Source organism: Pseudomonas sp. SWRI179 (assembly GCF_014268705.1).
Taxonomy (GTDB): Bacteria; Pseudomonadota; Gammaproteobacteria; order Pseudomonadales; family Pseudomonadaceae; genus Aquipseudomonas; species Aquipseudomonas zanjanensis.
On the sequence record NZ_JABWRA010000014.1, the window covers coordinates 110,201 to 122,757 of the forward strand.

Here is a 12,557-nt window from a genome sequence, read left to right on the forward strand (position 1 = left end):
CGTGCCGTGAGGAGCCCTCCTGACGGCACTCCCACTCCTTCGTCCTGGCTGGGCCAATGTTGCAATTGGTTCGCTGTTACAATCTGCAGCTTGTCTGTCTTTTCAAACGTGCGAGGCGCACCGAATGGCCAATTCCGACCAGCAATCGAGCATGAAAATTTACATGCGATTGCTAAAGTACGTACTCCCGTATTGGGGCGCTTTCGCCGTCAGTATCGTTGGCTTCGTGTTGTTCGCATCCAGCCAGCCGATGCTGGCGGACATGCTCAAGCATTTCCTCGACGCACTGCAAAAGCCCAATGACACCCAGTTCATGGGTGTGTCGCTGGTACTGGGGGTGCCGCTGCTGATCGTGCTGATCGCGGTCTACCAGGGTATCGGTTCTTTCCTGGGCAACTACTACCTGGCCAAGGTCGCCCGGGGTGTGGTCCATGACCTGCGTTGCGCGTTGTTCGATAACCTGCTGACCTTGCCCAACCGCTACTTCGACAACCACAACTCCGGTCACCTGATTTCCCGCATTACCTACAACGTGACCATGGTCACCGGCGCCGCTACCGATGCCATCAAGGTCGTCATCCGGGAGGGGTTGACCGTGGTGTTCCTGTTCGGCTATCTGCTCTACAGCAACTGGAAAATGACCCTGGTGTTGCTGGCGATCCTGCCGGTCATTGCCCTGCTGGTGAGCAGCGCGAGCAAGAAATTCCGCAAGCAAAGCAAGAAAATCCAAGTGGCGATGGGCGATGTGACCCATGTGGCCTCGGAAACCATCCAGGGTTACCGCGTGGTGCGCAGCTTCGGTGGCGAAGGCTATGAGATCGAACGGTTCCACAAGGCCAGTGCCGATAACATGAACCGCAGCCTGGGCATGACGCGCACCCAGTCGATCTACACGCCGATGCTGCAACTGGTGATCTACATCGGCATGGCCGTGTTGATGTACCTGGTGCTTTACCTGCGTGGCGATGCCTCGGCAGGTGAGCTGGTGGCCTATATCACCGCCGCCGGCTTGCTACCCAAGCCTATCCGCCAGTTGTCCGAAGTCAGCGCCACGATCCAGAAAGGGCTTGCCGCGGCAGAGAGCATTTTCGAGCAACTCGACGAAGAGCCTGAAGTCGATACGGGGACCCAGGAGATGGCCCGGGTCAATGGCCGCCTGGAAGTGCGCAACCTGAGCTTCCAGTACCCGGGCACGGAAAAACTCGTGCTCGACGATATCTCCTTTACCGCCGAAGAGGGTCAGATGGTTGCCCTGGTAGGGCGCTCGGGCAGCGGCAAGTCGACCCTTGCCAACCTCATCCCGCGTTTCTATCACCACGACAAGGGGCAGATACTGCTCGATGGCGTGGATGTCGAGCAATACCGGCTGAACAACCTGCGTCGACACATTGCCTTGGTGAACCAGCAGGTCACGCTGTTCAACGACAGCGTGACGAACAACATTGCCTATGGCGATCTCGCCGGTGCACCGTTCGAAGATGTCCGCAGGGCGGCCGAAGATGCCTACGCCGCCGAGTTCATCGAGCAGATGCCGCAGGGCTACGACACGCTGGTGGGCGAGAACGGCGTGCTGCTTTCCGGTGGCCAGCGCCAGCGCCTGGCGATTGCCAGGGCGTTGCTCAAGAACGCTCCGCTGTTGATCCTCGATGAGGCGACATCGGCCCTGGACACGGAGTCCGAGCGCCACATCCAGGCCGCCCTGGACCAGGTGATGAAAGGACGCACCACGCTCGTCATTGCCCACCGGTTGTCGACGATCGAAAAAGCCGACCTGATCCTGCTGATGGACAAGGGCCGTATCGTCGAGCGCGGCACCCACGCCGAGCTGTTGGCGCTGAATGGCTTCTATGCACGCCTGCACGAAAAGGATTTCGTCGAGGGCGCCGACGAGCCGGCGAAGGAGTCCTTCGTTTGATCTTGAGTTACTGGCGGGCCTGGCGAGAAAGCGGTTGGACCCCGATAGACGCAGCGACTTATGCCCAAGCCTGGCATCAGTTCGGCGGCAGCGTGGCGACACACCCCGATGTGGTCGAGCGCCTGGCCGGGCTGGTGGGTATTCCGGTGCGCTACCTGGGATGGCTCGTCGATGGCCAACTGCGCGCCGCCATGCCCACCTGGGGGCGGCATGTGGCGCTATCCAAGGATGTGCTCAAGCGTGAGGGCAAGCGTGGCATGCTCGACCTGGGCAATGCCGAGGTCATCCTGCCCGTCAGCCAAGGCGCCCAGGTTCGCCTGCGGCACCGCGTGCGGTATGTGTCCGAACTCAATGCCCCGCACGTCACTGGCCTCGTCGAGCAACCGGAAGGCCTGGCGCTGGCGCGCGAGCCAGAGGACTACAGCAAGAAATTCCGCTACAACCAGCGCCGCGAACAGCGGCTGCTGGAAGACGCGGGGGGCAGTATCCGGCCCATGCTCGAACTGACCCCCGGCGAACAGGCCGCCGTGTATGCCGACCTGTTCCAGCGTCGCTGGAATTTCGAAGTCCCGGGCAAGACGCATCTGGCCGAGGTGTTCAGCCTGATGCGCGAATTCATGACTGGGTCGCTGATTTATCTGAATGACGAACCAGTGGCGATCCAGATTCTGTATCGGGTCGAGGCGCCCGGCTGGTTCAGCCTGGAATATATCAATGGCGGGGTTGATCCGCAGAGCCGCGACTTCAGTCCGGGCAGCGTGCTCAGCTTCGTCAACACCCAGGCCGAGTGGGAACTCGCCCGGGCAGCGGGCAAGCCGCTGCGCTACTCGTTCGGCCGCGCCGATCGCGAATACAAGGATCGCTGGTGCAACCGGGTTCCGGTCTATCAGGTTTGAGGGAGCACACGCAGCCCATGAGAGAGAGAAGAGAACCGTGAGCGCACGCAAGCAGCAACTGCTCAAACGCCATCGGCAACGCAAGCGCCTGGTACTCGCTGGCGTGCTGCTGGCGGCGCTGGTGCTCGGTTTTACGGTTTCGTGGTGGTCGTTGCCGGTATTTCTCCTGCTGGGCTGGGTTGGCCACGAAGCCTGGTTCTCCGACCATCTGTTCTATGCCCCGGGGGACGATTATCGCTATGACTTCCCGCCAGGTACGCCTCGGTTTCCCGTCAGTTCGATGGGGGGGAAGCTGCAACTCACGGGTGAATTCGACGCCGGGCAGACGCTGATCTTGCAGGTACGGGTAAAAAGCCATTGGCTGGGACGCTTCCTCGACCCCCAAGTCTGGATTGGAGATGATCGCCAGGATCTCGAACGGGGCGTTTTCGGCGAGCGTTTTCTCAACCTGTCCGGACAAGGTTCGGCACTCGCGGATGGCACCCTGGCATTGCGCGGGCGTTTTTGCAGCATTGCCCCGCAGGCTACGTTGCATGTGCTGAGCAATCCGGATTTCGGCCAGCAGCGCCTGCTCATCGTCGCGCCCCACGCCGATGATGCCGAACTCGCTGCATTCGGGCTGTACAGCCGTGCCAGCGATGTGGCTATCGTGACGCTGACCCAAGGGGAAATCGAAGCCGAGCGCTATCGCGACATGGGCCTGGACCCCGCCGAGGCCGCTCGTCTCAAGGGGCGCTTGCGCAGTTGGGACAGCCTGGCCGTGCCGTTATGGGGAGGCGTGGCGCAACAGCAATGCGCGCAGCTGGGTTATTACTGCCTGCAATTGGAAGCCATGGCGAAGGCACCCGACCAAGGCTTCGGCTCGCGGGAATCAGGCGAGAGTGATATCCGCCAGGTCCGCAGGTTCAATTCCTTGAGCCTGCCGGGTGACAGTGATGGCTTGCCGACGTGGCGCAACCTGGTGGCCGACCTGGCACGTCTGCTCGAACATCACCGGCCCGAGGTGGTGTTGACGCCGCATCCCGAGCTGGACCCGCACAGTGATCATGTCGCCAGCACCCGAGCGCTGATGGAGGCGATCGAGCTCAGTGCCTGGCGGCCGCGGACCTTGCTGCTCTATGCCAATCATCTGCACGACAACGACCGCTGGCCGATGGGGCCGGCAGGCCATGGCATTGCGCTGCCGCCGGCCATCGAACCCTTGCCGGCCGATGGGTTGTGGAGTCCGTCGTTGGACGCTTCCACCCGTATGGACAAGGCCATGGCCTTGGGCATGCAACATGACTTGCAGGGGCGTCCTCCGTTCAAGCGGCGTTTGCGCCGCGCCATCCAGCGCCTGCTGGCCGGGCGCCGCTGGCCGCGCACCGGAGAAGACGAGTTCTTCCGCAAGGCGGTCCGGCGGCATGAGCTTTTCTGGGTTCGGCATTTGGACGCCTCGTCGCAGGATGATCGCCAGGCCAGCCGCTCCTGATTCGTTGACGTGCCCGAGCCCGCCTGTGCTTTACTTTTGAGCAGCCGGCAGCGCTGGGAGATGCTTGATTCATGGAAAAGATGTCAAAGGTATCGACACATCAACAGAACTCGCCTCACGCCTCGACGGTTTCCCCCGAGGCCAGGGCCGCGATCAAACGCCAACAACCGCTATGCGTCTGGCTGACCGGGCTTTCCGGGGCGGGGAAGTCGACACTGGCCAATGCGCTGGAAGTGCGGCTGCACGAGCAGGGGCTTCACACCAGCCTGCTTGACGGTGACAACCTGCGCCGGGGTTTGTGCAGTGACCTGGGCATGACGCCTGAAGCGCGCAATGAGAATATCCGACGCATCGCCGAGGTGGCGCGGTTGATGGTCGACGCAGGGTTGATTGTCATCGTTGCGGCCATCTCACCCTTTCGATCCGACCGTGAGGCGGCGCGCAAGTTGTTTCCCGAGGGCAGCTTCCTGGAAGTCTATGTCAGCACGTCCTTTGAGGTCTGTGCCCAGCGGGATCCAAAGGGGCTTTATCGGGAAGCGCGTGCCGGCCGCTTGAAGAATTTCACTGGCCTCGACAGCCCGTACGAAGCTCCCCTGGCCCCCGAGGGCAATATCGACACGGGCGGCCTGGCGCTGAGCGAGGCCTGCGAGCGGTTGTGGGCATTGGTACGGCGTTGCCCCTGAAAGCGGCTATTGCATCCGGTTGCAGCCGTGCAAGAGCCTTCCTCAACCCTGTGCTAATATCGCGCCCCTGTTCATTTTGTATGTGGGATGCTCCATGAAGTTGTCCATGCCGCGATTCGATCAAGCCCCTGTATTGGTGGTCGGCGATGTCATGCTCGACCGCTACTGGCATGGCGGTACCTCACGGATTTCCCCTGAGGCACCGGTACCGGTGGTCAAGGTCGAGCACATCGAGGACCGCCCCGGTGGTGCCGCCAACGTTGCCTTGAATATCGCTGCCCTCGGGGCGCCGGCGTCCCTGGTGGGTGTCACCGGTGACGACGAGGCCGCCGACAGCCTGACCAACAGCCTGAAGGGGGCGGGCGTACGCGCGATATTCCAGCGCGTTGCGCACCAGCCGACCATCGTCAAGCTGCGGGTCATGAGCCGTCACCAGCAACTGCTGCGTATCGATTTCGAAGAGCCGTTCGCCACCGATCCCCTGGCCCTCGGTGCCGAGGTCGACAAGCTGCTCGAAGGCGTCAAGGTCCTGGTGTTGTCGGACTACGGCAAAGGCGCGTTGAAAAACCACCAGTCGCTGATCCAGGCCGCCCGTGCCCGTGGCATCCCGGTCCTGGCCGATCCCAAGGGCAAGGATTTTTCCATCTACCGGGGCGCCAGCCTGATCACGCCGAACCTCAGCGAGTTCGAAACCATCGTTGGCGGTTGCGTCGATGAACACGAATTGGTGAGCAAAGGCGCGCAGTTGATGCAAGACCTAGACCTCGGTGCCTTGCTGGTGACCCGTGGCGAGCACGGCATGACCTTGCTACGCCCCGACCACCCGGCGCTGCACCTGCCGGCCCGTGCCCGTGAAGTGTTCGACGTGACGGGTGCCGGCGACACGGTGATTTCCACCCTGGCCGCGGCGATCGCTGCCGGTGAGGAATTGCCCCACGCGGTGGCCTTGGCGAACCTGGCGGCGGGCATTGTCGTCGGCAAGCTTGGCACGGCCGCCATCAGCGCCCCCGAGCTGCGTCGCGCCATCCAGCGCGAGGAAGGCTCCGAGCGCGGCGTGTTGGGCCTGGAGCAGTTGCTGCTGGCGGTAGACGACGCCCGCGCCCATAACGAAAGCATCGTCTTCACCAACGGCTGCTTCGACATCCTGCATGCCGGCCACGTGACCTACCTCGAGCAGGCCCGGGCCCAGGGTGATCGCCTGATCGTCGCGGTCAATGACGATGCCTCCGTCAGTCGTCTCAAAGGACCCGGGCGTCCGATCAACAGCGTCGACCGGCGCATGGCGGTCCTGGCTGGCCTGGGCGCGGTGGACTGGGTGATCAGTTTCAGCGAGGGCACGCCGGAAAACCTGCTGCGCCAGGTCAAGCCGGATGTGCTGGTCAAGGGCGGTGACTACGGGATCGATCAGGTCGTGGGCGCGGACATCGTCACGGCCTACGGCGGTACCGTGAAAGTGTTGGGGCTGGTGGAAAACAGCTCGACGACGGCGATTGTGGAAAAGATCCGCAATAACTGAGCTGTTTCACAGTCGAGCTGAACGCTGTGGTTGGGGAGCTTTTGTGGCGAGGGAGCTTGCTCCCGCTTGGGTGCGAAGCGCCCATAAAAAATGGGGTTGCTGCACAACCCAGCGGGAGCAAGCTCCCTCGCCACAAAAGCGCTCTGAGTCGTGTGGTTTCTAACGAGCCACCTTGCGCGGCACGATCTTCTTGAGCAACTGCCGGGCCTTGCCCTTGAGTCGGGTCAGGCCCGACTCCTTGCCCGGTGGCGTCAGCCCTTGCTGGCGCAGCCAGTCCTTCCAGCGAATCCGCTCGTCGCGCACCAGCCAGCCGTCCTGCCGGGCGAAACTTTCCGCCAGGTACAGGCCACGGGTGCTGGCCGGGTGCAGTTGATCCTTTTTCAAGGTGTACAGCTCGGGCAAGGGCTGCCCGTCCTGCAAGGGCATCAGGTACAGGTCCGGGCGCTTGCGGTCCAGACGGGCCACCAGTTGGTCACCTTCCAAGCGTTCATCGACGTGAAACAGGCTCAGGGACTTGGCTTCCTTGGGCACATCCAGGCGCAAGTCATAAATCAATTGCAGCGATGCCGTCGGCAGGTGCACGTAGGCCCGTGGCCGCTCGATCAGCTGCAGATTGGCGCTGCGCACCGGGCGGGCCGAGCCCGACAGCGGCGTCAGGCGAAACGGCAAGGCTTCGCGGTAATGCAGGGCCGTGGCGTAGGGGGCCGGCAGCCAGGTGTCGTTGAAGCGTCCACCTAGCCAGCCTTCAGGAGTTTCCAGCAGGCACTCTTCGGCAATTTCGCTGATGGCGGTGAGCAGCGGCAGGTTCAGTTCGTGGGCCGGGACATAGCCGGAAATCAGCTTGAGCACCACGTCGCCGCGATCCTGCCGACGCTGGCGTACCAACACCCAATAATCGCGGTTCTGCCAATGCAGGGTCAGGCGCACCGAGACGCCCAGGTTGGCCAGCTCCAGGGAAAAACGCTCGGCATCGGCCACCGCGACAGGGCGGCGGCGCTGCAAGGTCTGGGCGAAATTCAGCGGCATCCCGACACTCTGGTAAGTCAGGCCTTCGGGGGTCGCTTCGACGAACAGGGGCAGGGTCTTGAAGTTGCTTGGGTTCTTTCTGATGAGCGTACGCGGCATGTCGGCTCCTTCCTTCAGGCCGCGTAGGGCGGCGTCAGTGTTTACGCAGGACCGTGGCGACGGTCGCGACGTTGTGGGCGAGGTGCAGCGGATTGATGGTGCCGACAATAGCACTGGCGACCCCAGGATGCTCAAACAACAGTTCGAAACTGGCGCGAACCGGGTCTACCCCGGGGCTCAGGCAGACGTGGCCGCTGGCCAGGGCTTTTTTCACCAGGATCGCTTTGCCGTGTTTGCTGGCGTAGTCAATGACAGCCTTTTCGTTTCGTTCGTTCAGATTGTAGGTGACCATCGCGCAATCGCCTTGCTCCAAGGCTTTGAGGCCGCCGTCGACGGTCTTGCCGGAAAAACCGAAGCCGCCGATCTTGCCCTCGCGCTTGAGCGCCGCCAGCGTCGGGTAGACCTCGCTGTCGTTGAGGATCGCCAGGTCGTTGCCGTCGGAATGCACCAGGACCAGGTCGATATAGTCTGTTTCCAGGCGCTTGAGGCTGCGCTCCACCGAGAATCGGGTATGGGCGGCGCTGAAGTCATGGCGCGACTGGCCGTCACTGAATTCTTCGCCGACCTTGCTGACAATCACCCAGTCCTGGCGTTGGCCGCGCAGCAGCGGGCCAAGGCGCTCTTCGCTGCGGCCGTAAGCGGGCGCGGTGTCGATCAGGTTGATGCCCAGGTCACGCGCCAGTTTGAGCAGCATGCGCGCTTCGTTGTCATCGGGAATCTGAAAACCGTTGGGGTATTTGACGCCCTGGTCGCGGCCCAGCTTGACGGTGCCCAGGCCCAGGGGGGAAACCCGCGGGCCGTTATGGCCGAGGGGGCGATAGAGATCATGCAGGGTCGCTTGGATCATGGCAGCAGTTGCTCCCAGGCAGGAACGCCCATGGGCGGCTTCGGCAGGTCCGGCAGCGGGGCCGGGTGACTGGGCTGGATGCCATCGCGTTGCAGCGCGTTGAACACCCGATCGGCGAAGTCCGGGGCCAGGGCCAGTTTGGTCGGCCAGCCCACCAGCAGGCGCTCCTGCTCGGCGAGGAAGGCGTTATCCGGGCGGGTCAGGCCTGATTGCAGCGGTTCGGCGCGGTCAACCCTTAGCGTGGCCCATTGCGCGGTGCTGAGGTCGACCCAGGGCAACAGTTGGCCGAGTTCTTTCTGCGCGGCGGCGATCTGTGCCGCAGGCTCGCGGGCGACGGCATCGCCTTCGGCAAGGTCGCCCCCCAGGTACCAGACCCATTGGCCATCGGCGGCGGGATGGGTGGTCACGGTGACGCGTGGCTTCGGTCCGCCGCCCAGGCAATGGGCGTAAAGCGGCTTGAGGCTCGGTCCCTTGACCAGGACCATGTGCAACGGCCGGGTTTGCATGGCCGGTTTGTCCAGGCCCAGGGCCTTGAGCAGGTCGGCGGTGCCAGCGCCCGCGCTGAGGATAATGCGTTGGGCACGGACCTCGCGGTCGTCGACCTTCAGCCCGACCAGCTCACCGGCTTCGCGCAGTGGCTCGATGCGCTGCCCGGCCAACAGACTGTCGCCGGCCAGCTCCGCCAGGCGCGCGATCAGGCTGGGGACATCGACCACCAGTTCGGCCAAGCGATAGACCTTGCCCTTGAAGCGCTTGTCTTGCAGGGCCGGCGGCAGTTGATCGCCCTTGACCTGATCCACTCGTCCGCGCACGGCCTTGCTGGCGAAGAAGCTGGTGAGGTTGCCGGCCAGGGTGCCGGGAGACCAGAGGTAATGGGCCTCGGACAGCATGCGCACACCGGACAGGTCCAGCTCGCCTTCACCCTTCAGGGCTTCGCGCCAGCGGCGCGGCATGTCGGCGATGGCTTCCGAGGCCCCGGTCAGGGCGCCATGCAAGGCGTACTTGGCGCCGCCATGGATGATGCCCTGGGATTTGACACTCTGCCCGCCGCCGAGGCTGGCGCTTTCCACCAGCACAGTCGAGAACCCCTGGCGACGCAGGCGGGCGTTCAGCCAGAGGCCGGCGACGCCTGCGCCGACAATCAGAATGTCGGTGGAAATAACGGATGACATGAGCGACCTCAGTGTTCAAGACGAGGGCGCAGTATACAGACTCGCTACGCAGGGCATTTGTTGGCGATCAACGTCGGCCACATGGGAGCAAAGCTTTTGTGGCGAGGGAGCTTGCTTGTGGCGAGGGAGCTTGCTTGCTCCCGCTGGGGCGCGTAGCGGTCCCAAGCTTTTTGGGGCTGCTGCGCAGCCCAGCGGGAGCAAGCTCCCTCGCCACAAGTGCGTTCCAGCTCAATATCGGTGTGTTCCAACTCAATGGCAGTGTTTTCAGTGCCCAGCAGTCTTGGAAAAGAGTTGGATCACGACAACCCCAAGAACAATCAACGCCATCCCCAGCATCGCCGGCACGTCCAGTTTTTGCCCGTAGATGAACAGCGCCGCCACGCTGACCATGACAATCCCCAGCCCGGCCCAGACTGCATAAGCCACGCCCACCGGTACGGTGCGCACCACCAGCGTCAGCATCCAAAAAGCGGTAGCGTAGCCGACGATGACCAGCAGCAAGGGCAGGGGTGTGCTCAGGCCCTTGATCGCTTTCATCGAAACGGTGGCGATCACTTCGGCGCAGATGGCAATGGCCAGGTAGTAGTAGGCGTTCATGGGCGATTCCTCTTTGGCGGTTGCGTCTTTCGATGTGGCCATTCTAGAGATCACTCAGATGCGGTAAAGTCATTACCTATCTGTATTGGAGATAGGTTGAGCCATGAACGTGCAGTGGAACCTGGAGCAATTACGGTTGTTTGCCGAAGTTGCCGAGAAACGTTCGTTTTCCGCCGTGGCCCGGGACCAGCGCAAGGCGCAATCGGCCATCAGCAGTGCGATTGCCTTGTTGGAGGACGATTTGGGGGTGAGCCTGTTCGACCGCAGCAGCGGTCGCCAGCCTAAACTCACCGATGCGGGCGTGGCGCTGCTTGAGGAGGCCAGGGAAGTGCTGCGCCAGTGCGAGCGCCTCAATGGCCGCGCCCTGGCCTTGATGCGCGGGCAGGAAGCGTCGCTGCGCCTGGCCCAGGACGAGGCCATGCCCTATCAGCCGGTCATCGACAGCCTGGCGGCCCTGGCCGAGCAATTCCCCACCCTCGAAGTGCAACTGGCCAGCGCCGCCCAGGGCGACGTGGCGCGCAAACTGGTGGAGCGGCGCGCCGACCTCGGCTTGCTGTTCTATCACGACCAGATCCCCGAGGCGCTGGAGCGCCGGGTGCTGGGCAGCGTCGAGATGGTCACGGTGTGTAGCCGGGGCCATCCTTTGGCGAACCATGCGTATGTGAGCTGCCGGGACATGGCCCGGCACCGCCAGTTGCTGATGGCGACTCAATCGAGCGTCTATCCCGGTAGCGAGCAGGCCAGTCCGCAGGTCTGGCGGGCCGACAGTTTCTATGTGTTGGCCGAATGGCTGAGGAGTGGCCTGGGCTGGGCGTGGCTGCCACGGCATGTGGTGCAATACCCGGCGTACCTGGGCGATATGATCGAGCTCAACAGCGAATGGACCCCACCGGCGCTGGTGGTGGAACTGGTCTGGCGCCGCGATGAACCCCTGGGCCCGGCCGCTCGTTGGCTGGCGGAACGTTTTGCCGTGCAGTTGCAGGCGATCGGCTGAAAAACCGATAAACTCCGCCGCCATGAACAGAACTCTCTATAGCGCGTTGTTTTATCTGGGGCTGCCACTGGTAGCGATTCGGCTGTGGCTGCGGGCCCGCAAGGCGCCGGCTTATGCCCGGCGCATTGGCGAGCGGTTCTCCTGGGGGCTGCCGGTCATGGCCCCAGGGGGCATCTGGGTGCACGCGGTGTCGGTGGGCGAGAGCATTGCCGCCGCGCCAATGATCCGCGCCTTGCTGCAACGTTATCCACAGCTGCCAATCACCGTCACCTGCATGACGCCCACCGGATCGGAGCGGATCCGGGCGCTGTTCGCCAACGAGCCGCGCATCCAGCATTGCTATCTGCCTTATGACTTGCCGAGTGCGGCCAAGCGTTTTCTCGACCGGGTGCGCCCATCCCTGGCGGTGATCATGGAAACCGAGCTGTGGCCCAATCACATTCACCAATGCGCCCGGCGCGGCATTCCCGTGGCCCTGGCCAACGCGCGGCTGTCGGAGCGTTCGGCGCGGGGTTATGCCCGCTTTCCCAAGCTCACCCGGCCGATGCTCGCCGAGATGAGCCTGTTCGCCGTACAGACCGAAGCCGAGGCCGAGCGCTTTCGCCAATTGGGGGCTCGGGCGGAAACCGTCGAGGTCACCGGCTCGATCAAGTTCGACCTGACCATCGACCCGCAGTTGCTCGAAAGTGCCAGTGCCTTGCGCCGTGAGTGGCACGCGATGGACCGCCCGGTGTGGATCGCCGCCAGCACCCATGAGGGTGAGGACGAAGTGGTGCTGGCCGCCCATCGTCGGCTGCTCGACAGTTATCCCGATGCGTTGCTGATCCTGGTGCCGCGTCACCCCGAACGCTTCGACTCAGTGCATCAACTGTGTGTAAGCGAGGGTCTGGTCACGGTGCGGCGCTCCGGTGGGCAACCGGTTACCGCCCAGGCTTCGGTGTTGCTCGGCGACACCATGGGCGAACTGCTGTTTCTCTATGCGTTGGCCGACAGCGCGTTTGTCGGTGGCAGCCTGGTGCCCAATGGCGGGCACAACCTGCTCGAACCGGCGGCGCTGGCGAAACCGGTGCTCAGTGGGCCGCACCTGTTCAACTTCCTTGAAATCGCCGCGCAACTGCGTGCCGCCGGTGCGCTGGCGGAAGTGGAGGATGCCGAAAGCCTGGCCCTGGCGGTCCAGCGCCTGTTCGAACTGCCCCGGGACGCCCAGCGTATGGCCGAGGCGGGGCTTGCGGTGATGCGCCGCAATCAGGGCGCGTTGCAGCGGTTGCTGGATGGGTTAGGGCGGTTGCTCGGCTGAGCTGTTGTGGCGAGGGAGCTTGCTCCCGCTCGGCTGCGAAGCAG

The 12,557-nt window shown here is 63.4% G+C and carries 11 protein-coding genes; 7 read left to right on the forward strand and 4 right to left on the reverse strand.

The genetic code is table 11. The annotated features are described in order from the left end of the window. The first annotated feature begins 124 nt into the window (after nt 1-124). From msbA to hldE, 5 genes are all read left to right on the forward strand, one after another. Nucleotides 125-1,915, forward strand: a complete 1,791-nt coding sequence (gene msbA, locus HU767_RS10645) for a lipid A export permease/ATP-binding protein MsbA (RefSeq protein WP_186708053.1) — start codon at nt 125-127, stop codon at nt 1,913-1,915. Beyond that, nucleotides 1,915-2,811 (forward strand): GNAT family N-acetyltransferase, encoded by an 897-nt coding sequence (locus tag HU767_RS10650; protein ID WP_186729502.1) that lies wholly within the window; start codon nt 1,915-1,917, stop codon nt 2,809-2,811. Before msbA ends, HU767_RS10650 begins: the two co-directional genes overlap by 1 nt. Nucleotides 2,812-2,848: 37 nt before the next feature. Next, nucleotides 2,849-4,282 (forward strand): PIG-L family deacetylase, encoded by a 1,434-nt coding sequence (locus HU767_RS10655; RefSeq protein ID WP_186729497.1) that lies wholly within the window; start codon nt 2,849-2,851, stop codon nt 4,280-4,282. A 71-nt stretch (nt 4,283-4,353) separates the two neighbouring features. Beyond that, nucleotides 4,354-4,965 (forward strand): adenylyl-sulfate kinase, encoded by a 612-nt coding sequence (gene cysC / locus HU767_RS10660; protein WP_186708049.1) that lies wholly within the window; start codon nt 4,354-4,356, stop codon nt 4,963-4,965. 94 nt (nt 4,966-5,059) lie between these two features. Beyond that, the gene (gene hldE, locus HU767_RS10665) at nt 5,060-6,481 is read left to right on the forward strand and encodes a bifunctional D-glycero-beta-D-manno-heptose-7-phosphate kinase/D-glycero-beta-D-manno-heptose 1-phosphate adenylyltransferase HldE (protein ID WP_186708047.1); all 1,422 of its coding nucleotides are present in this window, start codon (nt 5,060-5,062) and stop codon (nt 6,479-6,481) included. A 159-nt stretch (nt 6,482-6,640) separates the two neighbouring features. Here hldE and HU767_RS10670 read toward each other — a convergent pair whose 3' ends face one another. From HU767_RS10670 to HU767_RS10685, 4 genes are all read right to left on the reverse strand, one after another. After that, nucleotides 6,641-7,606 carry a hypothetical protein gene (locus HU767_RS10670; protein ID WP_053117832.1) on the reverse strand — a complete coding sequence of 322 codons (966 nt, stop codon included), beginning with the start codon at nt 7,604-7,606 and terminating at the stop codon, nt 6,641-6,643. A gap of 34 nt (nt 7,607-7,640) precedes the next feature. Beyond that, nucleotides 7,641-8,453, reverse strand: coding sequence for an aldo/keto reductase (locus tag HU767_RS10675; protein ID WP_186708045.1), 813 nt, complete (start codon nt 8,451-8,453; stop codon nt 7,641-7,643). After that, complete coding sequence (locus HU767_RS10680) at nt 8,450-9,625, reverse strand: FAD-dependent oxidoreductase (protein WP_186729498.1); 1,176 nt, start codon at nt 9,623-9,625, stop codon at nt 8,450-8,452. The genes HU767_RS10675 and HU767_RS10680 overlap by 4 nt, the downstream gene beginning before the upstream one ends. Before the next feature lie 264 nt (nt 9,626-9,889). Next, nucleotides 9,890-10,222 carry a multidrug efflux SMR transporter gene (locus HU767_RS10685; protein WP_046065574.1) on the reverse strand — a complete coding sequence of 111 codons (333 nt, stop codon included), beginning with the start codon at nt 10,220-10,222 and terminating at the stop codon, nt 9,890-9,892. A 103-nt stretch (nt 10,223-10,325) separates the two neighbouring features. Between HU767_RS10685 and HU767_RS10690 the strand changes: the two genes are divergently transcribed. Together HU767_RS10690 and waaA are read left to right on the forward strand one after the other, a co-directional pair. Further along, the gene (locus tag HU767_RS10690) at nt 10,326-11,216 is read left to right on the forward strand and encodes a LysR family transcriptional regulator (RefSeq protein WP_186708041.1); all 891 of its coding nucleotides are present in this window, start codon (nt 10,326-10,328) and stop codon (nt 11,214-11,216) included. Between the two features lie 22 nt (nt 11,217-11,238). Beyond that, entirely contained in the window at nt 11,239-12,513 is a 1,275-nt protein-coding gene (waaA, locus tag HU767_RS10695) for a lipid IV(A) 3-deoxy-D-manno-octulosonic acid transferase (RefSeq protein WP_186729499.1), read from the forward strand. The last annotated feature ends 44 nt before the right edge of the window (nt 12,514-12,557 follow it).

Bases quoted from the DNA above. Each gene is read 5' to 3' on its own strand.
- msbA (WP_186708053.1), top strand. From the start codon at position 125: ATGGCCAATTCCGACCAGCAATCGAGCATGAAAATTTACATGCGATTG.
- cysC (WP_186708049.1), top strand. From the start codon at position 4,354: ATGGAAAAGATGTCAAAGGTATCGACACATCAACAGAACTCGCCTCAC.
- hldE (WP_186708047.1), top strand. From the start codon at position 5,060: ATGAAGTTGTCCATGCCGCGATTCGATCAAGCCCCTGTATTGGTGGTC.
- HU767_RS10670 (WP_053117832.1), bottom strand. From the start codon at position 7,606: ATGCCGCGTACGCTCATCAGAAAGAACCCAAGCAACTTCAAGACCCTG.
- HU767_RS10675 (WP_186708045.1), bottom strand. From the start codon at position 8,453: ATGATCCAAGCGACCCTGCATGATCTCTATCGCCCCCTCGGCCATAAC.
- HU767_RS10680 (WP_186729498.1), bottom strand. From the start codon at position 9,625: ATGTCATCCGTTATTTCCACCGACATTCTGATTGTCGGCGCAGGCGTC.
- HU767_RS10685 (WP_046065574.1), bottom strand. From the start codon at position 10,222: ATGAACGCCTACTACTACCTGGCCATTGCCATCTGCGCCGAAGTGATC.
- HU767_RS10690 (WP_186708041.1), top strand. From the start codon at position 10,326: ATGAACGTGCAGTGGAACCTGGAGCAATTACGGTTGTTTGCCGAAGTT.
- waaA (WP_186729499.1), top strand. From the start codon at position 11,239: ATGAACAGAACTCTCTATAGCGCGTTGTTTTATCTGGGGCTGCCACTG.